The 26,283-nt window shown below is 69.0% G+C and carries 15 protein-coding genes; 7 read left to right on the plus strand and 8 right to left on the minus strand.

The features are described 5' to 3' along the window. Positions 1-30 precede the first annotated feature (30 nt). The gene (gene rsmI / locus LG334_RS00230; RefSeq protein WP_404382154.1) at positions 31-855 is read left to right on the plus strand and encodes a 16S rRNA (cytidine(1402)-2'-O)-methyltransferase; all 825 of its coding nucleotides are present in this window, start codon (positions 31-33) and stop codon (positions 853-855) included. 3 nt (positions 856-858) lie between these two features. Next, complete coding sequence (locus tag LG334_RS00235) at positions 859-1,272, plus strand: YraN family protein (protein WP_404382156.1); 414 nt, start codon at positions 859-861, stop codon at positions 1,270-1,272. 41 nt (positions 1,273-1,313) lie between these two features. On the opposite strand, the gene LG334_RS00240 is transcribed toward LG334_RS00235, so the two are convergent. The 3 genes from LG334_RS00240 to mutS all read right to left on the minus strand — a co-directional run bounded on the left by LG334_RS00240 (position 1,314) and on the right by mutS (position 6,812). Next, positions 1,314-2,807 (minus strand): diguanylate cyclase, encoded by a 1,494-nt coding sequence (locus tag LG334_RS00240; protein WP_404382158.1) that lies wholly within the window; start codon positions 2,805-2,807, stop codon positions 1,314-1,316. A gap of 113 nt (positions 2,808-2,920) precedes the next feature. Continuing rightward, a complete protein-coding gene (locus LG334_RS00245; protein WP_404382160.1) occupies positions 2,921-4,105 on the minus strand; it encodes a PQQ-dependent sugar dehydrogenase in 1,185 nt (394 codons plus the stop codon). A gap of 70 nt (positions 4,106-4,175) precedes the next feature. Beyond that, entirely contained in the window at positions 4,176-6,812 is a 2,637-nt protein-coding gene (mutS, locus tag LG334_RS00250) for a DNA mismatch repair protein MutS (RefSeq protein ID WP_404386436.1), read from the minus strand. Positions 6,813-7,034: 222 nt separating this feature from the next. Here mutS and LG334_RS00255 point away from each other — a divergent pair, with 222 nt between their 5' ends. The 4 genes from LG334_RS00255 (at position 7,035) to phoU (ending at position 12,485) form a co-directional block, all read left to right on the plus strand. Further along, complete coding sequence (locus tag LG334_RS00255; protein WP_404382162.1) at positions 7,035-7,550, plus strand: hypothetical protein; 516 nt, start codon at positions 7,035-7,037, stop codon at positions 7,548-7,550. Positions 7,551-7,654: 104 nt separating this feature from the next. Beyond that, positions 7,655-9,937 (plus strand): NADP-dependent malic enzyme, encoded by a 2,283-nt coding sequence (locus LG334_RS00260; RefSeq protein WP_404382164.1) that lies wholly within the window; start codon positions 7,655-7,657, stop codon positions 9,935-9,937. A gap of 134 nt (positions 9,938-10,071) precedes the next feature. Further along, positions 10,072-11,532, plus strand: a complete 1,461-nt coding sequence (locus LG334_RS00265) for an ATP-binding protein (protein ID WP_404386438.1) — start codon at positions 10,072-10,074, stop codon at positions 11,530-11,532. 224 nt (positions 11,533-11,756) lie between these two features. Beyond that, complete coding sequence (phoU, locus tag LG334_RS00270; RefSeq protein WP_404382166.1) at positions 11,757-12,485, plus strand: phosphate signaling complex protein PhoU; 729 nt, start codon at positions 11,757-11,759, stop codon at positions 12,483-12,485. 24 nt (positions 12,486-12,509) lie between these two features. Here the strand turns inward: phoU and LG334_RS00275 are convergent, their stop codons facing one another. The 4 genes from LG334_RS00275 to LG334_RS00290 all read right to left on the minus strand — a co-directional run bounded on the left by LG334_RS00275 (position 12,510) and on the right by LG334_RS00290 (position 17,611). After that, positions 12,510-13,343: an FkbM family methyltransferase gene (locus LG334_RS00275; protein WP_404382168.1), complete on the minus strand. Its 834-nt coding sequence runs from the start codon at positions 13,341-13,343 to the stop codon at positions 12,510-12,512. A gap of 71 nt (positions 13,344-13,414) precedes the next feature. After that, the gene (gene cysN / locus LG334_RS00280; RefSeq protein WP_404382170.1) at positions 13,415-15,358 is read right to left on the minus strand and encodes a sulfate adenylyltransferase subunit CysN; all 1,944 of its coding nucleotides are present in this window, start codon (positions 15,356-15,358) and stop codon (positions 13,415-13,417) included. Then, positions 15,358-16,251: a sulfate adenylyltransferase subunit CysD gene (cysD, locus tag LG334_RS00285; RefSeq protein ID WP_404386440.1), complete on the minus strand. Its 894-nt coding sequence runs from the start codon at positions 16,249-16,251 to the stop codon at positions 15,358-15,360. Before cysD ends, cysN begins: the two co-directional genes overlap by 1 nt. A gap of 130 nt (positions 16,252-16,381) precedes the next feature. Next, a complete protein-coding gene (locus tag LG334_RS00290) occupies positions 16,382-17,611 on the minus strand; it encodes a glycosyltransferase family 4 protein (RefSeq protein WP_404382172.1) in 1,230 nt (409 codons plus the stop codon). Between the two features lie 186 nt (positions 17,612-17,797). Here LG334_RS00290 and LG334_RS00295 point away from each other — a divergent pair, with 186 nt between their 5' ends. Next, positions 17,798-24,790 carry a FecR domain-containing protein gene (locus LG334_RS00295; RefSeq protein ID WP_404382174.1) on the plus strand — a complete coding sequence of 2,331 codons (6,993 nt, stop codon included), beginning with the start codon at positions 17,798-17,800 and terminating at the stop codon, positions 24,788-24,790. Between the two features lie 154 nt (positions 24,791-24,944). Here LG334_RS00295 and LG334_RS00300 read toward each other — a convergent pair whose 3' ends face one another. Further along, positions 24,945-25,688, minus strand: coding sequence for a J domain-containing protein (locus tag LG334_RS00300; RefSeq protein WP_404382176.1), 744 nt, complete (start codon positions 25,686-25,688; stop codon positions 24,945-24,947). Positions 25,689-26,283 lie beyond the last annotated feature (595 nt).

Consider the following 26,283-nt stretch of genomic DNA (forward strand, 5'->3'; position numbering starts at 1 on the left):
GAAGGCGAAAGGCATCGTCTCCCCCCGGGGTTGTATGTGGTGGCGACCCCCATCGGCAACCTGGGCGACATCACCCTGCGCGCGCTGGAGACGCTGAAAGGCGCCGACGTCATCGCCTGCGAGGACACGCGCGTGACCGGCAACATGGCGCGCCGCCTGGACATCCAGACGCCGCTGACGCCCTATCACGAGCACAACGCCGAAGCCGCCCGCCCGAAGCTGATCGAGCGGATGAAAAACGGCGGCGCCGTCGCCCTGGTTTCCGACGCCGGCACGCCGCTGGTGTCCGATCCCGGCTACAAGCTGGTGCGCGCGGTGGTGGAGGAAGGCCTGAAGGTCGTTCCCCTGCCGGGCGCCTCGGCGGCGCTGGCGGCGCTGGTGGTGGCCGGGCTGCCATCGGACCGCTTCCTGTTCTGCGGTTTTCCGCCCCAGAAGACCAAGGCCCGCCGCGACTGGCTGGCCGAGGTGGCAGGCATCGGCGCCACGCTGGTCATCTACGAGGGCCCGAGCCGCCTCGCCGCCAGCCTGGCCGACATGGCCGAGGTGCTGGGCGCGGGCCGCGAGGCCGCCGTCTGCCGCGAACTGACCAAGCTGTACGAGGAAACCCGCCGGGGCACGCTGGCCGACCTTGCCGCTCGCTACGCCGCCCAGGCCGCCCCCAAAGGCGAGGTGGTGGTCGTCGTCGGTCCTCCCGCGCCCGCCGAGGCCGCGACGGAAGAGGACCTGGACGCCATGCTGCGCGCCGCCCTCGACCGCGGGGAGAGCGTGCGCGACGCCGCCGCCGCCGTGGCCGCCGCGACGGGCCTGAAGAAACGCGCCGTCTACGCCCGGGCGCTTGAACTGGCGAAGGGCTGAGGCATGGCGCTGCCGCTGTTCCGCCGCCCGGCGGCGCGCTCCGTCAAGGACCGCCGCGCCGCCGAAACCCGCGGCCGCGCGGCGGAAGCCGCCTGCGTGGCGGCGCTGGAGGCGGCGGGCTGGGCCCTGGTCGCCGAACGCTTCCGCCCGCCGCGCGGCCAGGGCGCCGGCGAAATCGACCTGATCGCCCGGCGCGGCAGGGTGCTGGCGTTCATCGAGGTCAAGGCGCGCGAGGCGGAAACGGACGCGGCGGAAAGCGTCACCCCGCGCCAGCAGCAACGCATCGCCCGTGCTGCGGAGCTGTTCCTGGCGCTGCATCCCGACCTGGCGGAGCTGGACTGCCGCTTCGACGTCATGCTGGTGACGCCCGGCAAGGCGCCGAAGCACATCGAGGATGCGTGGCGACCGGGGCTTTGAGGAAGGGGGACAGCGCATGTTCCCCCAGCGTCAACATGCCCTCACGCCGCGCCCATGTGGGCCATGCACTCGGCGCGGATCACGCGGTTGCGGCCGGCCCGTTTGGCGGCGTAAAGGGCGGCGTCGGCGCGTTTCAGGGCGCCGCTCAGCCCCTCCCCCGCCTCGAAGGTCGCGACCCCCAGGCTGACCGTCAGGCCCAGGCCGGCCGGCGGGCCGCCTTCCTCCAGGCAGTCCACCGGCTCGGCGGCGATTCCGCCGCGGATTCGTTCGGCCGCCGATTCCGCCGCCTCCGGGCCGCCGTGCAGCAGGATGGCGAACTCCTCGCCGCCGACGCGCGCCAGCAGGTCGGCGGCGCGCAGGTGAGCGCTCACGCGCGCCGCCACCGCGCGCAGGGCCACGTCGCCGACGGCGTGGCCGTAGGTGTCGTTCACCGCCTTGAAATGGTCGATGTCCAGCGCCACGAGTTGCAGCGACTCCGGCTTCTGGGTCGCGGTCAAGCGCCGGGCGGCGACCGTCTCGAAGCCCCGGCGGTTCAGCGCGCCCGTCAGCGGGTCGGTGTCGGCGGCGTCCCGCAGGGAGTGCTCGACGTGCTTGCGCGAGGTGATCTCCAGCGCCAGCCCGGCGATGCGCTTCAGGCGGCCGTCGGCGTCTCGCTCGGCATCGGCACGGAGTTCCCACCACACCCGCGAACCGCCACGGGTGCTTACCTGAACGTCGAGCCGGAAGGAATCGCTGGTGCCGACGGTGCAGCGGCGCACGCGGTCCATCAGGGCCTCGCGATGGTCGGGCGCCAGATGGTGGAGCAGACTGCGCAGGGCCATCTTGGGATACGGCGGCGGGTAGCCTAGCAGGCGGTAGAAGGCGTCCGAGCACCACAGCCGCCCCGGATCGAACGCCCAGTCCCACACGCCGCTGTGGGCCGAGGCATCCAGCACCGCAAGCTGGCGCGTGCGGTCATCCAGCCGCTGGCGGTGGATCAGCGCCCCGATCAGATCGGCGCAGGTGCGCAGGAAGTGCAGTTCCTCGGTGCTCCACGGCACCTCGCGCGCGCAGTCGTCCAGGCCGAGCGTCCCCCACCATCCGCCGTCGAGCATGATGGGCACGGTGGCCATGGCGCGGATCGCCTGGCTGTCCATGTCCTTGCGCAGGTGGCTGCCGGGTGCAAGGTCGCGGGTCAGGAAGGCCGTGCTCTCGCCGCGCAGCCGCGATTGCACCAGGGCGCGGTAGTCCGGCGCCACCATTTCCGTGCGGAACAGGCGGAAGCGCTTGAGGTGCTGCTGCGCCACCGGCGCGGATACGGCCCATTCGAAGATGTAGTCCTGGACGACCTCGGTCTCCGTCACCTCCAGCGTCTGAAAGATCCACACGCGGGAGGTTCCGGTGACCCGCCCCACCGTCGCCAGCATGGAATCGACCGCGCGCGTCCAGTCGCGCCGGTCGTGGATCAGCCCCGAGCACTCTGCCAACGCGCGCACGAGCACGCCCGGCGGCACCGGCCATGGCGTCGCGCGATCCGCGACCGGATCCGTGTTCATGATACCCCCAACTGCGCGCACCGCCCCCATACAGGTCCCCGGGCGGCTATTTTTCGGCTTACCTGGAAAGGTAAGGCGTGACGATTGCGCGCGCAACAACCGCCGCATCCCGATCATTGGGCGGGTTTCGCCGCCCGCTCCTGCATCGTCACCCGCACGATCTTGCCGTCGGACTCGTCGGTCAGCAGGTAGAGCGCCCCGTCCGGCCCCTCCGCCACGTCACGGATGCGGGTGCCGAGATGGATGCGCTCGTCCCCGACCACCCGCGCGCCGGACAGCGTCAGGCGGGTGAGGGACTCCGACGACAGGCCGCCCAGCAGCAGGTTGCCGGCCCACTCGGTCACGCCGGCGCCCGTGCCCGAGTAAAAGGCCATGCCCGAGGGCGAGATGACCGGCGTCCAGTGAAAGATCGCATCCGCCAGATCGGGGCGGGTGGACGGCGACGGGATCGCCTGCCCCTCGTAGTGGCGGCCCCAGCTCACCAGCGGCCAGCCGTGGTTGGCGCCGGCGGCGGGAATGTTCAACTCGTCGCCGCCCAGCGGCCCCAGTTCCAGTTCCCACACCGCCCCCGTGTCGGGATGCACCGCCAGCCCCAGGATGTTGCGATGACCGAAGGACCAGATGGCGGGCTCGGCATCCTTGCGGCCGGCGAAGGGGTTGTCGGCCGGCACGCTGCCGTCGGGGTTGATGCGGATCAGCTTGCCGACCGTGGTGGACAGGTCCTGCACGCCGTCCTGCAGAAAGCGGTCGCCGGTGCCGATGAACAGCGAGCCGTCCGGCGCGAAGGCCAGCCGCCCGCCGAAGTCCCGCACGTCGGCCACCTTGGGCGTCTGGCGGAAGATCACCTCCACGTCCGAAACGCGGTCCTCGTGCAGCACGGCGCGGGCGACGTTCAGCCCGGCCTCCTGCGTTTCGTCGGCGTTGTTGCCCCAGGTGCCAGTGCCCTCGCCGGCTTCGCTGTAGGCGAAGTAGATGCGGCGGTTGGCCGGAAAGTCCGGGTCGAGCGCCAGCCCCAGGAGGCCGCCGTTGCCCTCGGCATAGATGGGCGGCAGGCCGTCGAGCGCGGGACCCGCCGTGCCGTCCATGGCGACGCGGCGCAGGCGGCCGGGATGCTTTTCGCTCACCAGCATGTCGCCGTCGGGCAGGAAGACGACGCTCCACGGGTAGTGCAACTGGTCGGTCAACACCTCCAGGCCGAGCGTGCCGTGGAAGACGTCCACCGTCTCGGGAAAGCCGTCGGCCGCGCGGGCGGCGGGGGCCAGCAGAAGCACCAGGGCAACCAGCAACACGCCGCGCATGGGCGGACCTCCGGCCGAAGAAAGGGCCGAGTATGCCCGAACCGCACCGGCCGGCAAGATGCCTCGCGCTCTACAGCATCCCCTTCAGGCGGTAGAGCTGCTCCAGCGCCTCGCGCGGGGTCAGGCTGTCGGGGTCCATGGCCTTCAGCGCCTCCTCCACCGGCGAGGGCGGCGGCGGCTCGGCGGCGGCGGCGGCTTTTTTGGGCTCCGGCCGGGCGGCCATGGCGGCGAACAGCGGCAGGTCGTCGGCCAGCTTGGTGATGGCCGAGGACTGCTCGCCCGACTCAAGCGTCTCCAGAACCTCCTCGGCCCGCGCGATCACCGCCGGCGGCAGCCCCGCCAGCCGCGCGACGTGGATGCCGTAGGAGCGGTCGGCCGCCCCGGCGGCGACCTCGTGCAGGAAGACCACCTCCCCCTGCCATTCCTTCACCCGCATGGAGTGGCAGGACAGGCGGCCGAGCCGGGCGGTCAGGGCCGTCAACTCGTGGTAGTGGGTGGCGAACAGGGCGCGGCAACGGTTGGCCTCGTGCAGGTTCTCCACCGTCGCCCAGGCGATGGACAGGCCGTCGAAGGTGGCCGTGCCGCGCCCGATCTCGTCCAGGATCACCAGCGAGCGTTCGGTCGCCTGGTTCAGGATGGCGGCGGTTTCCACCATTTCCACCATGAAGGTGGACCGCCCGCGCGCGAGATCATCCGCCGCGCCGACGCGGGAGAACAGGCGGTCGACCACGCCGATGCGCGCGCTCTCGGCCGGCACGAAGGCGCCCATCTGCGCCAGGATGGCGATCAGCGCGTTCTGGCGCAGGAATGTGGATTTGCCCGCCATGTTGGGGCCGGTGATGAGCCACAGCCGCTGCTCGGGCGAAAGGTCGCAGTCGTTGGCGACGAAGGGGCCGTCGCCGGCGCGTTCCAGCGCCGCTTCCACCACCGGATGCCGGCCGCCGCGAATGTCGAACGCCGTTCCCTGCTCCACCACGGGGCGGACGTATCGACGGTCAACGGCCAGTTCCGCCAGCCCCGCCGTCACGTCCAGTTCGGCCAGCGCGCTCGCGGCGTCGGCGATCTCCTGCCCGCGCTTGAGCACCTCGTCCACAAGGTCCTTGAACAGCTCCAGTTCCAGCGCCAGCGCCTTGTCGGCAGCGCCACGGATCTTGTCCTCCAGTTCCGACAGCTCGACCGTGGAAAAGCGCACGGCGTTCGCCATGGTCTGGCGGTGGAGGAACGGCCCCTCCTTGTCGGCCAGCATCTTGTCGCCCTGCTTGGCCGGGACCTCCAGGAAATAGCCGAGCACGTTGTTGTGCTTGACCTTGAGCGAGGAAATGCCCGTCTGCTCGATGTAGGTCGCCTGGAGCCCCGCGATCAGCCGCTTGCTCTCGTCGCGCAGCGTGCGCAGCTCGTCCAGCTGCGGATGATAGCCCGCCGCGATGAAGCCGCCGTCACGGGCGAGCATGGGCAGGTCGGTGTCCAGCGCGCGCATCAGGCGCTCCACCAGCACGTCATGCCGGCCGAGGCGCTCGCAGACCGCCGACAGGGCCTTGGGCACGGCGGCCAGGCCGCTTTCGGTGATGGCGACGCGCAGGCCCGGCACCTGGCCCAGGGCATCGCGCACGTTCGCCAGGTCGCGCGGACCGCCGCGCCCGAGCGACAGGCGCGACAGCGCGCGTTCCACGTCCGGACACTGCTTCAGCCGGTCGCGCACGTCCTCGCGCACCGTCGGCGCCTCGACGAAGAACTGCACGGCGTCCAGCCGGGCGTCGATCTCGGCGGGCTCCGTCAGGGGTGCCGCCAGATGGGCGGCCAGAAGGCGGGCGCCGGCGCCGGTGACGGTTCGGTCGATGACCTGGAGCAGCGATCCCTTGCGCTCTCCCGTCAGCGTCTCCGCCAGTTCCAGGTTACGGCGGGTGGCGGCGTCGATCTCCATGGCCGCGCCCTCGCCCATGCGCTTGAGCGCGCCGATGCGGGGCAGCCTGCCCTTCTGGGTCAGCTCCACGTAGTCGACCAGCGTCCCGGCCGCCGCCACTTCCGCCCGCGAAAAGCCGCCGAAGGCGTCCAGCGCCTGCACGCCGTACAGCGCCTGGAGCCTTTTGCCCGCGTTGGTGCTGTCGAACCGCGCCGACGGCAGGGGCGAGAGGCGGTCGCGGTACTCGGCGAAGACCTCGAACAGGCTTTCCTTCTGCAAAAGCCGGTCGGGGGCCAGAAGCTCGCCGGGCGACAGGCGGGCCAGCGCGTGGGTCAGGTTGCGCTCCTCCACCGGCTGGCAGGTGAACGCGCCGGTGGAGACATCCAGCCACGCCAGCCCGAGCCCACCGCCGGCATCGGCCACGGCGGCCAGGTAATTGTGGCGGCGGCTGTCCAGCAGGCTGTCTTCCGTGATGGTGCCCGGCGTGACGATGCGCACGGCCTCGCGCCGGACCAGCGCCTTGCCGCCGCGCTTTTTCGCCTCCGCCGGGTCCTCCATCTGCTCGCAGACGGCGACCTTGAAGCCCTTGCGGATCAGCTTCGCCAGATACGCCTCGTGGGAATGCACCGGCACGCCGCACATGGGAATGTCCTCGCCGGCGTGCTTGCCGCGCTTGGTCAGCGCGATGTCCAGCGCCTCGGCGGCCTTGACGGCATCGTCGAAGAACAGCTCGTAGAAGTCGCCCATGCGGTAGAAAAGAATGCAGTCCGCATGCTCGCGCTTGATGGACAGGTACTGCGCCATCATGGGCGTCGCGCCGGCGTCATCCGGGACGGCGGGGGCTTCGGTTTCGACGGCGGTGGCAAGGGTCGGCGTCACGGGCTTGTCGACTCCGGGAATCCTGTGGGCGATCAGCGTGGAAAGCAGCCCTTATACCCTCACGCGGGGCTATGCATGAAGGGCCCTCTGCGGCACAATGCGAGGACGCACTTTTCTTGCGCAAACCACTGCCACACGGGAACAAGTCCTTTGTCCGACACAAATCCCGCGCCGACGATCAAACGCGAGGTCGTCGGCCTGTTCGCCGACCGCGCCGATCTCGAAGGCGCCATCAAGGACCTGCGGGCGTCCGGCTTCGACCGGACCGACCTGTCGCTTCTGACCAGCCACGAGTCCATCGACGTGGGCGACCAGTCCTCCGAACTGTCCCTGCGCGAGCGCCTGCTGCCCCTGCTGACGGAATGGCGGTACGAGGTGCCGCTCGTGGGTGCGGGTCTCATCGCCGTCGCCTCGGGCCCGACGGGGGCCGCCATCGCCGCCCTGGTGGGCGCGGGCGTCGGCGTCGCCGCCGTGCGCGACCTGGTGAACGAGGTCACCAGCCTGCCCGACACCGAGGAATTCGCCCGCGAGCTGGAGGCGGGCGCCGTGGCGCTGTGGGTCTTCGTCGGCGACAATCCCGAGTTCGAGGCCAAGGCACGCGAGGTCCTGCGCCAGCACAACGCCAGCAACATCCACTTGCACGAGGGCGAGGTGAAGACGGACTGACGTCCGCCGCGCCCTCCTTCACTCAGCACCATCGGTTCGAACACGCGGCGCGGCATCCGGGACGATCCCCGGGGCCGCGCCTTATCGGGGAAACGGTCCGCATCATGTCCGACGAAGCAAGCAGCAAGCAAAGCCGCAAGAACATCGAACACGAAAGCCTGCTGATGCACGCCTCCGGGCGGCCGGGCAAGATCGAGATCACGCCGACCAAGCCGCTGACCACCCAGCGGGACCTGTCGCTGGCCTACTCGCCCGGCGTGGCGGCCCCCTGCAAGGAAATCGCCCGCGACCCGACGCTGGCCTACGACTACACCGCCAAGGGCAACCTTGTGGCGGTCATCTCCAACGGCACGGCCGTGCTGGGCCTGGGCGACCTGGGCGCGCTGGCGTCCAAGCCGGTGATGGAGGGCAAGGCCGTCCTGTTCAAGAAGTTCGCCGACGTCGACGGCATCGACCTGGAGGTCGACACCCGCGACGTGGACGAGTTCATCAACTGCGTGCGCTTCCTGGGCCCCTCCTTCGGCGGCATCAACCTGGAGGACATCAAGGCGCCGGAATGCTTCATCATCGAGCAGCAGCTGCGCGAGCTGATGGACATTCCCGTCTTCCACGACGACCAGCACGGCACGGCCATCATCGCCGCCGCCGGCCTGATCAACGCCCTGGAAATGACCGGCCGCGACATCGCCGACACTCGTCTTGTCGTCAACGGCGCGGGTGCCGCCGCGATTGCCTGCGTGGAACTGGTCAAGGCCATGGGGATGCCGCATGACAACGTCATCCTGTGCGACACCAAGGGCGTCATCCACAAGGGCCGCGACAACCTGAACCAGTGGAAGAGCGCCCACGCCATCGAGACCGACCTGCGCAGCCTGGAAGAGGCCATGGAGGGCGCGGACGTCTTCTTCGGCCTGTCGGTCAAGGGCGCGGTGACGCCGGAAATGGTCGCCGGCATGGCGAAGAACCCCATCATCTTCGCCATGGCCAACCCCGACCCCGAGATCACCCCGGAAGAGGTCGCGACCGTGCGCACCGACGCCATCATGGCGACAGGCCGGTCGGACTATCCCAACCAGATCAACAACGTTCTGGGCTTCCCCTACATTTTCCGCGGCGCGCTGGATGTCCGCGCGACCACCATCAACGAGGCCATGAAGATTGCCGCCGCCAAGGCCATCGCCAGCCTGGCGCGCGAGGACGTGCCCGACGAGGTGGCGGCCGCCTACTCGGGCCGCAAGCTGCGGTTCGGGCCGGAATACATCATCCCCGTGCCCTTCGACCCGCGCCTGATCTACACCATCCCGCCCTATGTGGCGCAGGCGGCCATGGACACCGGCGTGGCGCAGCGCCCGATCATCGACATCGACGGCTACAAGCACGAACTGTCGGCCCGCCTGGACCCCACCGCCGCCAGCCTGCAGGCCATCGCCGAAGAGGTCTCGGCCAACCCGCAGCGGGTGGTGTTCGCCGAGGGCGAGGAGGAAAAGTCGATCCGTGCGGCGCTCGCCTACCGCAACGCCGGCTACGGCCAGGCCATCCTGGTGGGCCGCGAGGAGATCATCCACGACACCCTCAAGCAGCTGGGGCTGTCAGGTGCGGCGCAGGGGCTGGAGATCGTCAACGCGCGGCTGTCGGACCGCAACACCCTCTATACCGAATACCTGTACAAGCGCTTGCAGCGGAAAGGCGCGCTGTACCGCGACGCCCAGCGCATGGTGAACCAGGACCGCAACATCTTCGCCGCGCTGATGGTGGCGCTGGGCGATGCCAATGCCATGGTCACCGGCCTGACCCGCAGCTACTACCAGGCCTTCACCGAGATCCAGCGCGTCATCGACCCCGACGATCAGAGCCTTGTCTTCGGCCTGACCGTCGTGGTGGCGCGCGGGCGGACGGTGTTCATCGCCGACACCACGGTGCACGAGACGCCGACGCCCCAGCAACTGGCCGACATCGCCGTGCAGACCTCGGAGAAGGCGCGCCAGATGGGGCACGAGCCGCGCGTGGCGCTGTTGTCGTACTCCAACTTCGGCAACCCCGAGGGCGAGGTTCCGGGCCATGTCCGCATGGCCGTCGCCGAACTGGACCGCCGCGGCGTCGACTTCGAGTACGACGGCGAGATGGGCGCCGACACGGCCATGGATGCCGAGCTTCAGGAAAAGTATCCGTTCTGCCGCCTGTCCGGGCCGGCCAACGTGCTGCTGATGCCGGGGCTGCATTCGGCCAACATCTCCTACAAGCTGTTGCAGAAGCTGGGCGGCGGCACGGTGATCGGGCCGGTGCTCATGGGCCTGTCCAAGCCCGCGCAGATCGTCAACATGGACGCGACCGTCTCCGACATGGTGCACATGGCGGTGCTGGCCGCCCATGACGCGCTGAAACGGTGAGGTCGACCGACCGTCCGGCGCCGGTGACGGCGCCGGATGCGGGCGGCGGCCCCGAACGGGCTCCGGCAACCGGGGCGACGGCCGCGCACCCGCACGAGGAAGAGGACGCCAGCGGCGAACCGACCATCATGCAGATGCCCGACCAGCCGCCAGCACGCCGCGCGCCCGCCCCCTTCGGGCGCGTCGTCAAGCTGTCGGCGCTGCTGTGCACGCCGTCGGCGCTGGCGTTCATCCTGATGGTGGTTTCGGGGCAGCTGACCGTCGTTCCGGCGGTGGGCTACGGGCTGATGGTGTTCGCCGGCTCGATGCTGCTGGTGCGGCTGTTCGCCGGCGACGTCTATTCCGCCGTCAACTACATCCGCCGCTTGGTGGCCGAGGGCACCGCCGCGCCGCCTCCGGCGCCGCCCATGCACTGGTCGGACGCCGCCCGCGAGACCACGGCCGCCGCCGCCCAGCTGGCGCGGCACTGGGGCGGGCGCTGGAATCGGGCGGAAGCCTCGGCCCGGGCGACGGAAAGCGTGCTCGACAGCCTGCCGCAACCGCTGTTCATGATCGACGAGGAACGCCGCGTAACCTGGGCCAACCTGGCGGCGCGGCGGTTCGCCGGCCGCGAAGCGCGCGAGGCCAACCTGGCCACCGTCATCCGCGCGCCCGACGTTCTGGAGGCCGTGGGCGCGGTGCTGGACGGCGGCGTCGGCCGGCAGTTGCAGTACACCATCGCCGGTCCGACGGAGCGCACCTTCACCCTGGTGGTCGAACCGCTGCCCGGTCCCGCCATGAACGGCGCGCGGGTGCTGATGATCCTGCACGACATCACCGCCCTGGTGCGCATGGAGGAAATGCGCGCCGACTTCGTCGCCAACGCCAGCCACGAGTTGCGCACGCCGCTCGCCAGCCTTGTCGGCTTCATCGAGACCCTGCGCGGCCCGGCCAGGGACGACACGGAAGCGCAGGAACGGTTCCTGGCGATCATGCAGGCGCAGGCCGAGCGCATGTCGCGGCTGATCGAGGACCTGCTCAGCCTCTCGCGCATCGAGTTGCACGAGCACACGCCGCCCACCGGCACGGCCGACGTCCGCGACATCGTCGAGCGCGTGGCCGAGGGGCTGGAGCCGCAGGCGGCGAAGCGGTCCATGCGCATCGACATCCGCATGCCCGGCGACCTGCCCAACGTTCCCGGCGAGCCCAACGAACTAAGCCAGGTCTTCCAGAACCTTCTCGCCAACGCCTTGAAATACGGCCGCGGCGAGACGGCGGTGGACGTCACCGCCGTTCCCGTGCCGCGCGGCCCGGCCTCCATGCCCGCCGCCAGCCGGGGGCCGTGCCTGCGGGTGTCGGTGCGCGACCGGAGCGACGGCATCCCGAAAGAGCATCTTCCGCGCCTGACGGAACGTTTCTACCGCGTGGACACGGCGCGCTCCCGGCAGTTGGGCGGCACGGGCCTGGGCCTTGCGATCGTCAAGCACATCGTCGCCCGCCACAGGGGCGCCCTGACCATCGAGAGCACCGTCGGCGAAGGGTCGACGTTTACCGTCTATCTGCCCCTGTCGCCGCCGCCGGTGCCGGAAATCCCAAGCCGTGGCGATAAAGTTTAACTTTCGTGACCGGCGTTTTACGGTAAACCTGAAATCAAATGAACACCGGGCGACACCTGAAATCGTCCACTCGTTGCCCGGCAAGGCCGACCGGCCGCCGCGCCCCACGGCGCGTGAGGCTGCGCGCCGCATGAACGCAGCGACGGCGATTGCATCGTCGTCGCGTATGAATGGGTCGCCCTTTGGGCGGCCGAGGTCCTGTTCTCCAGGGGAGATGTCCCGGAATGCCCGTTGGTGATCCGCATACCGTCCGCGCCTTCGACGAGGAACTCGCGCGCCTGAACGAACACATCGCCCGCATGGGCGGCCTGGCCGAGACGCAACTGGCCGACGCCCTGCAGTCCATCCTCGACGGCGACGAGGAAAAGGCCAAGCGGGTGATCGAGGACGACACGCAGGTGGACGACGTCCACATGCAGGTGGAGGAAGAGGCCATCCGCATGCTGGCCCTGCGCCAGCCGGTGGCCGACGACCTGCGCACCATCATCCAGTCGCTGAAGGCCGCCTCCACGCTGGAGCGCATCGCCGACCACGCGGCGTCCACCGCCAAGCGCGTCCACGTTCTGCACGAAGGCCCGGCCGTGCCGCCGGTCAAGTCGGCCGTGCGCATGGGCTGGCTGGTGCTGGAGATGCTCAAGCAGGCCGTCGACGCCCTGCTGCGCCGAGACGTCGAGCGCGCGGTCGAGGTGTGGAACCGCGACAGCGAGGTGGACGACTTCTACTCCAGCCTGTTCCGCGAGCTGCTGACCTACATGATGGAAGACACGCGCAACATCACGCCGTGCACCCATCTGCTGTTCGTCGCCAAGAACCTGGAGCGCATCGGCGACCAGGCCACCAATCTGGCGGAAATGACCTATTACATGGTCACCGGCAAGCAGTTGGAGGGCGAGCGCCCGAAAAGCGACACCTCCAGCTTCACAATCGTTGAGCCCAAGCACTACGAGGGTTGAGGGGGGCGGCGCCCCCCACGCCGGTCAGGCCAGGTCCCGGCCGGCGGGCACGGCGAGAAGGTTGGCGTCCTCGGGCCGCGCGATGGTCCGGGGGTCGACCGTCTCGCGCGGCTCATCCAGCCCGGCGTCGGTGATCGGCCGGAAGCGGTAGCCCATGCCGCCCAGCAGGGCCATCAGGTCGCGCGCCCGCGCCACGCGGCGATCCTCCTCGCCGGCGTCCGGCGCGGCCGGCAGCATTTCGAAGACGACATAGGGGGCATGGGCGGCGAGCGTCCTGCCGAACCCGCGCAAAACCTCAAGCTCCGCGCCTTCAACGTCCACTTTCAAAAGCCGCACGCGCTCCATCCCCAGGGCCTCGACCATGGAGTCGCCGGTGGTCATCAACACCGACTGGGTGCGCCGGAAGAAACCGGCGTCGTGGACGTCGTGGGCCAGCGACGCGAAGACGTCGAAGCTTTCCTTCCGCACGCCCAGATTGGCGACGCCGAAGCTTTCCGAGAGCGCGACGGGAAAGGCGTCCACGTCCGGCCAGCCGTTCAGGGCGATCAGGCGCTGCAGGTAGCCGTAGTTGCGGGCGTTTGGCTCGAACCCGGCGTAGCGGGCATCGGGGCGGCAGGCGCGCAGGGCCACCAGGAACTGGCCGATGTTGGCGCCGACGTCAATCACCTCCGGCCGCTCCGCGCCCTCCAGCAGGCGCGGCAGCAGGGTGTTCATCCAGGGTTCGCGGAAGGCATGAAGCACCGAGCCGTCGCGATGCACCGGCACCCGCGCGCAGGTCTCGCCGATCCTTGCCTGGCGGATCAACTCGCCGCCCGACAGCGTGCAGGCGATCTTCCGCCAATGCTTCCCAAGCCCCATCACCGTCCCCGTTTCCGCGACCTTTAGCGGCCGGCATTAAACAGGGACGGGTGACGGACTGGCAAGGCCGATCAGATGAAGCCCTTCTCCTCCAGCAGCGCGATGACGCGCGCCGCCAGTTGCTCGGGCGTCTCCTCGCCGGCGGACAGGCGCAGTTCCGGGTTTTCCGGCGGCTCGTAGGGGCTGCCGATGCCGGTGAAGTTGGGCAACTGGCCGGCGCGAGCCTTCTTGTAGAGGCCCTTGGGGTCGCGGCTTTCGCAGACCTCCAGCGGGGTGTCCACGAAGACCTCCAGGAACTCGCCGTCCTCCATCAGGTCGCGCGCCATGCGGCGCTCGCTGCGGAAGGGCGAGATGAAGCTGACCAGCACGATCAGCCCGGCCTCGACCATCAGGCGCGAGACCTCGCCGACGCGGCGGACGTTTTCCACCCGGTCCTCGTCGGTGAAGCCCAGGTCGCGGTTCAGCCCGTGGCGCACGTTGTCGCCGTCCAGCGTCATGGTGTGCCGGTTGCGCTTGGCCAGTTCCTGCTCCACCAGGTCGGCCACCGTCGACTTGCCCGAGCCCGACAGCCCCGTGAACCACAGCACGCACGGCCGCTGCCCCTTGGCGGCGGCGCGAACCGCCTTGTCCACCTTCATCTGCTGCCAGTGGATGTTCGATGCCCGCCGCAGGGCGAAGTCGATCATGCCGCAGGCGACGGTGGCGTTGGTCAGCCGGTCCACCAGGATGAAGCCGCCGGTCTCGCGGTTCTCCTTGTAGGGATCGAAGGGGATGGCGTGGTCGAGCGCCAAGTTGCACACCGCCACCGTGTTCAGGTCCAGGTGCTTGGCCGCGGTGTGTTCCAGCGTGTTGACGTTGATGGCGTACTTCAGCTCCGTCACCTGGGCGCCGACGCTGGTGGTGCCGGCGCGCAGGATGTAGGGCCGCCCCGGCAGCAGGGGCTTCTCGCCCATCCACACCATATGGGCGGCGAACTGGTCGGCGACCTCCGGCCGGGCTTCCGCCGCCGCGATGACGTCGCCGCGGCTGATGTCGATCTCCTCGGCCAGCGTCAGCGTCACCGCCTGGCCGGCGATGGCCTCGTCCAGGTCGCCGTCATGGGTGACGACGCGGGTCACCGTGGTGGTCCTGCCGCCGGGCAGGATCGCCACCGTGTCGCCGGGCCTGACCGTGCCGCCGGCGATGGTGCCGGAGTAGCCGCGGAAGTCCAGGTGCGGGCGGTTGACCCACTGAACCGCCATGCGGAAGGGCTTGGCGACCGCATCCGACAGAACCTCCAGCGACTCTAGCTGGCCCAGCAGCGTCGGGCCGTCGTACCAGGGCATCTTCGCCGAGGGCTGGCTGACGTTGTCGCCGGTCAGCGCCGAGACGGGCACGCAGGTGACATGCTCGATGCCGAGCTGACCGGCGAAGGTGCGGTAGTCGGCGGCGATCTTCTCGAAGGTTTCCTGGCTCCAGTCCACCAGGTCCATCTTGTTGACGGCGACCACCACATGCTTGAGCCCGAGAAGCGACACGATGAAGCTGTGGCGCCGCGTCTGGGTGACGACGCCGTTGCGGGCGTCCACCAGCAGCACGGCGGCCTCGGCGGTGGAGGCGCCGGTGGCCATGTTGCGGGTGTACTGCTCGTGGCCCGGAGTGTCGGCGACGATGAACTTGCGCTTGTCGGTGGTGAAGAAGCGGTACGCCACGTCGATGGTGATGCCCTGCTCGCGCTCGGCGGCCAGGCCGTCGACCAGCAGGGCCATGTCCAGCTCGCCCTCGCCGGTGGTGCCGAAGCGGGCGCTTTCGGCCGTCAGCGAGGCCAGTTGGTCCTCGAACAGAAGCTTGCAGTCATAGAGCAGCCGGCCGATCAGGGTCGACTTGCCGTCGTCCACCGAACCGCAGGTGATGAAGCGCAGCAGGTCCTTGCTTTCCTGGCCGCGCAGGTACTCCTCCACCTCGGCGACGGCCTCGCGGTGGGCGGCCTCGGCCTCTTCCGGGGTCAGGTCGACGATATCGCGGGCGTCGGGCATCAGAAGTAGCCTTCCTGCTTCTTGGCTTCCATGGAGGCGCCGGCGTCCTTGTCGATGACGCGGCCCTGGCGTTCGCTGGTGGTCGCCAGCAGCATCTCGCGGATGATCTCGGGCAGGGTGGCCGCCCGGCTTTCCACCGCGCCGGTCAGCGGATAGCAGCCCAGCGTGCGGAAGCGCACCCAGCGCTGTTCCGGCGTCTCGCCCGGCTCCAGCGGCATGCGGTCGTCGTCGACCATGATCCAGGTGCCGTCGCGCTGCACCACGGGGCGCGGCTTGGCCAAGTACAGCGGCACCACCGGGATGTTCTCCTGGTAGATGTACTGCCAGATGTCCAGCTCGGTCCAGTTGGACAGGGGGAAGACGCGGATGCTCTCGCCCTTGTTGATGCGGCCGTTGTACAGGTTCCACAGCTCGGGCCGCTGGTTCTTGGGGTCCCAGCGGTGGGTGGACGTGCGGAAGGAAAAGATGCGCTCCTTGGCGCGGGACTTTTCCTCGTCGCGCCGGGCGCCGCCGAAGGCCGCGTCGAACTGGTACTTGTCCAGCGCCTGCTTGAGGCTCTGCGTCTTCATCACGTCGGTGTGCACCGCCGACCCGTGGGTGAAGGGCCCGATGCCCTGCTCCACGCCTTCCTGGTTGATGTGCACGATCAGGTCCAGCCCCAGGTCCTTGGCGATCTGGTCGCGGAACCGGGTCATTTCCCGGAACTTCCACGTGGTGTCCACATGCAGAAGCGGGAACGGTGGCTTGGAGGGATAGAACGCCTTCATGGCAAGGTGCAGCATGACGCCGGAGTCCTTGCCGATGGAATACAGCATCACCGGGTTGCGGAACTGGGCCGCCACCTCGCGGATGATGTGGATGCTTTCAGCTTCCAGGCGTTGCAGGTGGGTCAGGCGGGCGTGCGCGGACAAGGCATCTTCCTCAGGTCTTGGAATGCGACGTGGGCGCAGTGTCAGCCATGGAGCCGCACGACGCAACACAAATTTGGTGTGATTTAATCACGAACTACATTCTGTATGTGTTTTATTCTCCTCCGGCCGCCATCCGGGCCAGCAGCCGCCGCTGGGCGGGCAGCGTCACCCTGTCGAGGTCGTACCGCGATATGATGGTTGCCCGCGCCGCACGACGCAACTCAGCCATCCGGTCGGGATGGTCGAGAACCGCATCGATTCGGTCGGCGATCGCCGCCGGGTCGTGGAAGTCCACCAGCAACCCGTTGCGGCCGTCTTCAAGCACTTCCTCCACCGGAGCGGTGCGCGAGCCGATGACGGCGCATCCCGCGCTCATGGCCTCCAGCATGGACCAGCTGAGCACGAAGGGGTACGTCAGATAGACATGCGCCTGGCTCACCTGCAGGACCCGCAGGTAGCTGGCATAGGGAATGCGCCCCAGGAAGTGAAGCCGCGTCATGTCCAGCCGGCCCGCCAGTTCCGCCAGCATCACCTGGCGCCAGCTCCGCCCGTCCGGCGGGCGGCGGCCGTAGGACACATCGTCGCCGCCCACGAAGACGACGTGCGCCTTGGGCCGCCGGCGCAGGATGTCCGGCAGGGCCCGCATGAACACGTGGAAGCCCCGATAGGGCTCCAGGTTGCGAACCGAAAACGTGATCACCTCGTCGGCGCGCGTCAGGGTCAGGCCGTCGCGCCCGAAGGTCAGCGTCGCGGCGGGGTCGGGCGCCACCGTCCGGGTGTCGACGCCCTCGTGGACGACCTCGATACGGTTCCGAAACGGCGCCGGGTACTGGCGGCGCTGCCATTCCGTCGGCGACAGGCCCCGGTCGGCGGCCGCCAGGCCCAGCAGGTTGACGGCATTGCGCGTGCGCGCACGGCACCGGTCATCCAGGCTGGGCGGGAATTCCGGGTCGAAATCCAGGTCCGATCCGGTGGCGGAATAAAAGAACTCGAAGTAGGACAAAAGCGGCCGGTCCGGCCAGACGTCCTTGAGGTAGAGCGTCTCTCCCCAGCCGTTGTGGCCGACCATGACGTCGGGCACGAAGCCCCGGCGCTTGAGGTCGAGCGCCAGCCGCGCCACCGCTTGGCCGTTGCGAACCGCCGCGTCGGTGTCGCGCAGCCATGGATGGAGTCCGCTCCCCGGCCCGCGCGCCGGCCGGTAGTCCAGCCGCTCCAGCCCCGGAACGCGCGCCGTGTTCGGCTGCCCGATGAAGACGACTCGATGGCCGCCCTCGTCCAGCAGGTCGCGCACCAGGTGCCTGAACTGGCCGGGACAGTTCTGATGGACGAACAGCAGGTTCATGGTGCCGCTTTCCAGTGTGGACGCCGGACCCGGCGCTCGCGCCAACGATATGAAAGACGGGGCCAAAGCGCGCGGAGGTTGACTTGCAAGGGTGCCTAAGTCAATTTCGCAGGGTATAACTCTTTCGACTCCCCCTCGCCAAGGCGGGGGTCGCGGAACGGATCGGTATTTTCTCGGGGGCCGAGCATGGGGATCGTTCGGGGGGACGTCGCGGCCGCGACGGCCGGCAACCAGTCGTTCGTCAACGCCGATGACGCGACCGTCATCGACGCGCGGGACGGTGCCATCGTCATCGACAACCCGGGGCTTCTGACGCAGGGCCAGTACATGCGCCTGGGCCCCGACCTGATGATCGTCGGCCCCGACGGCGAAAAGGTCCTGCTGACCGACTATTTCGCCATGCAGACGCCGCCGGACCTGAACGGCCCCGGCGCCATGACCATCTCCGGCAACCTGGCCTCGGCCCTGGCCGGCCCGCGCGCGCCGGGCCAGGTGGCCCAGGCCGGCGAGCAACTGGCCCAGGCGGCCGAGGCCATCGGCACCGTCACCCGCATGGACGGCGAGGTCTTCGCCACCCGCGCCGACGGCACCCGCGTGCGCCTGCAGTCCGGCGACGAGGTGTTCCAGGGCGACGTGCTGGAAACCGGCGCCGACGGCGCGGTGGGCATCACCTTCGTCGACAACACCGAGATGTCGCTGGGCGCCGACGGCCGCATGGTGCTCGACGAAATGATCTACGACCCCGACGGCGGCGACGGCTCCAGCCAGTTCTCGCTGGTCTCGGGCGTGTTCAGCTTCGTCTCCGGCCAGATCGCCAAGAGCGGCCCCGACGCCATGCAGGTGAACACGCCGGTCGCCACCATCGGCATCCGCGGCACCAAGGGCGTCATCAAGGTCCTGGGCGCCGACACCGACGGCGACGGCGAGGAAGACCTGCGCATGGAGGTCTCGCTTCTCGATTCGGGCGAGATCGTCGTCACCACCTTCCAGGGCAGCACCCAGGTCATCAACCAGGTGTTCACCGGTTTCCGCGTGGTGCAGATTTCCGGCCGCAACGTGCTGACGGGCCCGTCGCAGGAGGAAACGCAGAGCTTCCAGGTCACGCGCGAGTACTTCGAGGACAGCGGCGTCAACACGGCTCTGCGCTACCTGCCGTCGCAGAACCAGAACGAGGAGCCGCCGGAGAAGCAGCAGGCGCCCGAGGGCGGCAAGCCCGACGAGTTGAACCCGAACCTGGACCCCGACGGCCCGGCCCTGGAGCAGAGTCTGGTCGAGCAGATCATCCGGGTCGTCCTCGGTAACAAGGAAATCCGGGAGGCCGCCGGCCTGCCGCCGATGCCTCCCGGCGATCCCCAGCCGGCGACACCGATCATCCTGGCGCCGGACAACGTCCAGTCCGGCACCGGAAACACCGGCGATGACGACGACGATGACGACGACCAGATCGTCGACAGCGGCCTGGTGGAAGACGACAACACGGTCCTCGCGCCCCCGCCGTTCGAGGAAATTACCGTCAGCGGCACCTTCAACGCGGCGGACAGCACCAAGGCCTACCGCGTCTTCGGCAGCAGCAGCACTGACACCGTCACCACCGGCAGCGGCAACGACATCATCTACGGCGGCGGCGGCGGCGACTACCTGCAGTCCAACGACGGCGACGACACCGTCTACGGCGGAGCCGGCGCCGACACGGTGGTCGGCGGCTCGGGCCGCGGCAACGACGTCTATTATGGCGGCGACGAGGGTGGCGCCGACGACAGCGCCGACGACGTGCTGGTCTACACAAGCGCCGGCAGCGGCGTGACGGTGGACTTGCGGCTGGGCACCGCCAGCGGCCCCGACATCGACAGCGACCGCATTTCGGGCTTCGAGCACGTCATCTCGGCCGGCGGCGACGACATCCTCAAGGGCAACGGCGCGGCCAACCGCCTGCAGTCGGGCGGCGGCAACGACATCCTCATCGGCGACGCGGGCGACGACACCCTGGAAGGCGGCACGGGCGACGACACCTATGCCTACATCGCCAACGGCCGCGCCTGGGGCAGCGACACCATCGACGATGCCGGCGGCACCGACACGCTGGACCTGACCCAGGCCTCGGGCAATGAGCCCGTCAAGCTCTATCTGGCCGATGCCGACGGCGATGGCGCCGCCGACGACCTGGTCGCCGAGTACCTGGACGGCAGCCGGCAGACGGTGCTCAACCACACCGGCGCCGGCAGGCTGGAGCGTGTGCGCGCCGCCGACGAGGTGGACGGCATCATCGACGAGTTCACCATTCGCGACGGCGGCGCGGCGACCGGCGGCAACGACATCCTCTATGGCACGGCAAGCGCGGACACGCTGAACGGCGGCACGGGCGACGACGTCCTGTTCGGCAACGACGGCGACGACACGCTGCACATGTCCGCCGGCGAAGACGTCCTGCTGGGCGGCGCAGGCAACGACACCTACATCTTCTCGGCCGACGCCATCGAAGGCTTCGTCGAGGACACCGGGGGGACCGACACCCTCTACGTCGACGCCGCGCAACTCGCGCCCTACCACACCTTCCCCATCGACGCCGAAATCCGCACCGACGGCGATATGTACATGCGTTTCGCCAACGGGACGTCGGTGCACGTTGCGGACCAGGGCTCCGGCAACGGCATCGAGACCTATGTCGAAAGCTATTCCGGGTCGCCCACCAGTTATGCCGTTCGCACCAGCACCCAGGGCGCGACCGGATTGAACGACTTCCTGATCGGGACGTCGGCGGCGGAAAGCCTGAACGGCGGCGGCGGCGACGACATGGTGGCCGGCGGCGGAGGCAACGACACGCTGACGGCCACCGGCGGAACCGACCTGCTGCTCGGCGGCTTCGGCAACGACACCTACAGGATCGATGCCAACAGCACCGCCGAGATCTATGACGCCAACGGCAGCGACACCCTGGACCTGGGAGCGGAATTCCTGGTCAGCGCCGGCCGCACCGCCGGCACCCACACCTACCTGACCTTCAGCAACAACAAAAGCGCCTACATCTACAGCCAGGGCCACGTCGACAGCCGCATCGAGACGATAACCTTCGGCGGGGGCACCTATCTGCTTGCCGGCGGCGCTGTCGGTTCCGCCGGAAACGACCTCGTCCTGGCCGAGCAGACATCGAATGCGCAGTCGCTGACGGGAGATGCCGGAAACGACCTGCTTTACGCCGTCGCGGCCATGGGAACCGTCGCCATGGACGGCGGCGACGGCAATGACCTGCTGATCAGCTCCTACGGCAACGACACCCTCACCGGCGGGACGGGCGACGATACGCTGCGCGGCGGCAATGGCGACGACACCTACGCCTACACCACCGCCACCTGGGGCCACGACGTCATCGAGGAAGTCGCCGATTCCGCCACCGTGGGCGATCCCGGCCAGAACGACACCATCGACCTGTCCGCCGCCGGCGTCGGACTGCCCGTGGACGGCTCCCAGGACGGCAACGACATGCTGCTGACCTTCTCCAGCGGCAGCACCATTCGCATCAAGGACTGGTACGCCGGCAACCGGGTGGAAAAGCTGGTGACGGCCGAGGGCACCTGGTACCTGACGGACCTGGATTACACCGGCTGGCGGGTTGATTCCAACAATGCCGAGATCATGGTCGGCGGCCAGTCATCGGTCAGCGGCGGCTTCGGCGACGACCTGATCTTCATGGGCGACTATCCCGGCGGCGGCAGCGTCACGCCCGGTCCGGGCAACGACACCATCCATGGCAATTCGACCGAAGGCGGCACGATCTTCTATTCCGGCACCGGATTCGGACAGGACGTGCTGGCCTCGGCGCCGGGGCGGATGGATACCGTGTACTTCAGCGGCGGCTCGACGTCCGCGCTGGAAAACGCCGACCTCGTCGACGGCAATCTGGTGCTGTCCATTGGCGGCTCGGGTGACCGGCTGACCGTCGAAGACGTGGCGGGGCTTGAGCGCGTGCAGGTCTACGACCACGCCAGCGCCACCACCCGGACCTTCGGGGTGACGCAGGGCAGCACCCGCGTGCACATGAGCGCCACCTGGGACTTCTCGTCCCCCGCCGGCGGCTATGACCCGAGCCTCGATACCATGTCGGTCTCTGTCGACGGAACCGTTTACGACCTGACCCCGGCGGAAGCCGCCGCCATCGGCATCACGGCGACCGGCGTGACCGGCGCGACGCAGGCGCTGCAGGTCCTGGCCAACCAGATCCAGTCGAACCTGCCCAACCTTGTCGTCGCCACCCATGACGGTCCGATCCTGACGGTCACGGCGACGGACGACGACACCTATTTCTCCCGTGCCGACGGCGGCCTCGGCGGCGCGGTCGTGTATGTCAGCACGTTCGACGGCCACGGCCTCTATGTCGGCACGGACGGCGCCGACCTGCTGGACCTGGGCGGCATGTACGACGGGACGATCCTGGTCGGCGGCGCCGGCAACGACGATCTGCGCGGCGGCGGCGATTCCGACAACATCTTCGGCGGCGCCGACGACGACCGGCTGGACGGGCAAAGCGGCGCCGATTACCTGGACGGCGGCGATGGCAACGACACGCTGCTCGGCGACGGCGAGTCCTGGTCCAGCGGCAACGACACCCTGATCGGCGGCGCGGGGGCCGACTGGCTCGACGGCGGCGGCAGCAACGATCTGCTCCAGGGCGGCGACGGCAACGACACCCTGATCGGCGGGGCGGGCGTCGACACGCTGCACGGCGGTGCCGGCGACGACCTCATCACGGACGCCCTGGAAAGCACCAGTTCCACCGTCACCGGCGGCGCGGGCAACGACACCATCACCGTCTACGGCGGCGACGTCGACGGCGGCGACGGCGACGACGTGATCGAGTTCGCCCAGGAATACGCCAGCGGCACTGCGCAGGGCGGCGCGGGCAACGACACCATCACCTTCAACGCGCGCAGCAGCTTCATCACCTATGACGGCGGCGCGGGCGACCGCGACATGCTGAAGACCGACGTCGACTACATCCGCGACCCGACGCTGTCTCTGGCCGATTTCTCGGGGCACTTCACCAACTTTGAAGGCATCAAGCTCGACGACGCAGGATCGGCCGGCCTGTCGATCACCACGGCCGATTTCGACGCGCTGGCCCTGCCCGGCGAGACGCTGTTCATCGATGGCGATTCCGACGACATCCTGCGCGGCGACGGCTCGTGGACGGATGCCGGCACCACGACCCTGTACGACGGCGTCTGGCGCACCCTGACCAACGGAACGCGGACCATCTACCTGGCCGAGGGATCGGGCGTGGACTACTCGTCGATGACGACGGTGTTCAACGCCCCGCAGGTTACGACGCCCGATACTGTTTATCGCGAGCGGGACGGGGTCGGCGGCATTACGACCACGGGGGCCTCCGTGGTGGACAACACCTCGCCCGATTTCGACGGCGGGTATGTGCGCATCACGCGCAGCGGGGCCTGGAACACGGGCGACACCCTGGACATCGACACCACTAATCCGGCCCTCTTCCAGAAGACGGGAATCGGGCCCGGCTACACGGTCGAGTTCAGCTATTCGCCCATCGGCACCATCGACGCGACCGAAAACGGCCAGACGACGTCGCTGCGGATCGACCTGACCGCCGGGGCCACGGCAAGCATCGTCGAAAGCCTGATCGAAGCGATACGCCTGACCTATGGCGCGACCCTGCCCGCCGGCGAGACCTTCACGGTCGAGGTCGCGGATGGCGACGGGCACCTGACCACCACGACCACCACCGTCACCACCGACTACCAGCCCGTCTGGACCGGAACGACCGGGCACTGGGAAGACGCGGCGAACTGGAACGAGACGCCGGTGGACGGCGAAACCGCGAACCTGATAGCCGCCGCCTCGGACGTCACCTTCGGGGCGATCGGCAGCCAGCAGCAGACGCTGGCCGGCCTGAACATCGGCGGCGCGCTGACGATCGCCGGCGGGCACCTGACCGTCACCGACACGTTCACGAGCGACAGCGGCGCCTCGCTCACGGTCAACGGCGGCCACCTGACGATCGACACGGGCACCGGCGCGCCCATCGACAGCGCGACCCTTTCGGCCGGCACCCTGGAACTCGGCGCCGGCACCGGTCTCCTGACCAGCCAATTCTCCTTCTCCGGCGGCACCCTGCAATTGGCCGGATCGTATGCCGGGGTGGTGGCCGGCACGGACTTCTCCTGGACGGGCGGCGCGATCAGCGGCCAGGGGATGCTGCTGATCGACGATGCCACGCCATATTTCCAGCCTGGCGCGGCCCTGATGCTCGATGAAGCCGTTCTGGGTTTCCGTACCGACGCGACAGTCAGCGGCCTCAACCTTACCGGCAACGGGGCCCTTCTTGCCGACTTGGACGTGAACCTGACCATTGAGGACAGCGCGATCGCGGTCGCCGCGCTGTCCGCTGATTCAACGGCGAACGTCACCATGCGATCCACGTCCGGCATGGACGTGACCGTCGGTTATGCGGATATGACGTACTCCGACCTCACGCTCGACACCGCCGGCGGCGACATCCGCCTGACCCACACCGGCGGAGAGAATGGGTACAGAAGCGAGTACGCAACCTTCACCACGACAAACAGCGCCGGCGCGGCCGGCAATGTCGAGGTGGTGGCGCACGAGGATCTGTCGCTCAGCACGTTCCGCGCGGAAGTGGACACGACGTTCTTCACCAATGACAACGCGCTGGGCCTCGGCGTTCCGGCGGGCGAAGGCCCCGCGGGCACGATCAACGTTCTGTCCGGCGTCACCGTCGACGTCCATGGTTCTGGCGTCTGGATCAACACCGAGAACCCGCTCAACGTCTTCGGCGCCATCGACTTGGCCAACAGCAGCGGCCTGCTGGGCATCGGCAACTACAACAGCACCTTCGATATCGGCGACCTGACCAACGGCGATGCGACCACCGGTTTCCTCAACGTCGGGACGCTCGACTTCACCAACTTCAACATCGAAACCATCACGCTGGACGTGACGCAGATCGAGAACCTGGCCGGCGGGCGGAGCGAGATCACCATTGAGGGCGACAACAGCGATGCCTACGACGCGGTCGGCTGGATTCACGTCGGCGAGGACACCGTGAACGGCTACCAAATCTACGAAAACGCCGGAGGCACGCTGACGATGAAAGTCGACAGCGGGATGACGGACGCAGCGGGCGCGCCCCTTCTCTGACCTTCCGCGAACGCCATCGGGCGCCATTGTGAACGACGCCGCCCCGCTGTCATGGCAGGGCGGCGTCATCATTCCGGCCATGGCGACCGCCGACATCTTTCGTAGGTGCAACACGCCGACCGCGACGGCAATCCGTCCACAGCGGCCTTCACCCCTACCGCAGCAGGTCCATGGCCGCGTTGATCTGGGCCATGCGCTCGTGGCTGCCGAAGTGGCCGTCGGGGTGGTAAATGGTCGCCAGCATGCGGAACCGCGCCCGCAGGGTGTGCTTGTCCGGCCGCACCGTCGGCGGGAAGCCCAGCACGTACAGCGCCTCCGACCGGCTCGTCACGCCGCCCGGCAGAGGGTCGAACGACAGCACCGAAACGACCGCCTTCAACCGCTCGATCTCCTCCAGCAACGCCGGGTCCGGTGACGGAGGCGGCGGTGGAGGCGGCGGCGGCGGGGGAGGCGGCGGCGGTGGGGGTTCGGGCGCAGGGCGCGGCTCCGGGTCCTGCGGCGGCGGCGGAGAGGCGGCAGAACCGTTCCGGGGCCGGCGCGCAGCCGGGTCCACCAGATCAATGGTGCGCGCGCCGGCCTCCACCTGCAACGCGATGTCCAGCGCCTTGCGGATAAACGGGATGGAAATGCCCGGCACCATGCGCACCTGAAGCCGCGGCTTCCGCCGCCACGGACGCCCCGCCGAGGCGCCGGTCTTCAACACCACCGTCTCGCGATCGTCGGCCGCCGGTCCACCGGGGTCCGGGTGCCGGTCGATCTCCTGCGGCGGCACCACCAGCATCACCGATCGCGCGATGTCGGCCGCGTTCACGCCCTTGCGCCGCGCCAGGGCCTCCACCGCATCCCGGAAGGCCGTGGCGCAAGGGACCGTGTAGGACGCCTTCACGGGCGCGCCCACGACTCGCCCCCTTCTCTGCATTTTTGTGACATATCAATGCTTTGGCGCAACAAGGCGCTACCCCCTCAACTGCATTTGCATTCCCTCGCGGCGCAGTCTCCGGCATCGCGAAACCCGCGTCAACTACGGCTGTAGTCATAGGCGCGCAGTTTGAACCGGGGGCGGAACGGGTTGAGCGCGTGCCGCGCTTGGGGCCGGCCCCAAACCCCGCTGAGGGCGGAAGCCCTCGGGCTCCCCCTTCTTCTGTCAGCGGCGCCCGACGGGACGGCGCGGCAAGGCCCGGCGCAAAGGGAAGCGGGAGCGCGAGGAGCCGTGCTCCTGGCAAGAACCTTTTGCGCGCAGCGCAGAAGCCCCCGGCGCCGGAAGGGAAGCGTGCCGCGCTTGGGGCCGGCCCCAAACCCCGCCGAGGGCGGAAGCCCTCGGGCTCCCCCTTCTTCTGTCAGCGGCGCCCGACGGGACGGCGCGGCAAGGCCCGGCGCAAAAGGAAGCGGGAGCGCAAGGAGCCGTGCTCCTGGCAAGAACCTTTTGCGCGCAGCGCAGAAGCCCCCGGCGCCGGAAAAGAAGCGTGCCGCGCTTGGGGCCGGCCCCAAACCCC

Origin of the sequence: Caenispirillum salinarum (assembly GCF_044803115.1) — a bacterium.
GTDB lineage: Bacteria > Pseudomonadota > Alphaproteobacteria > Rhodospirillales > Rhodospirillaceae > Caenispirillum > Caenispirillum salinarum_A.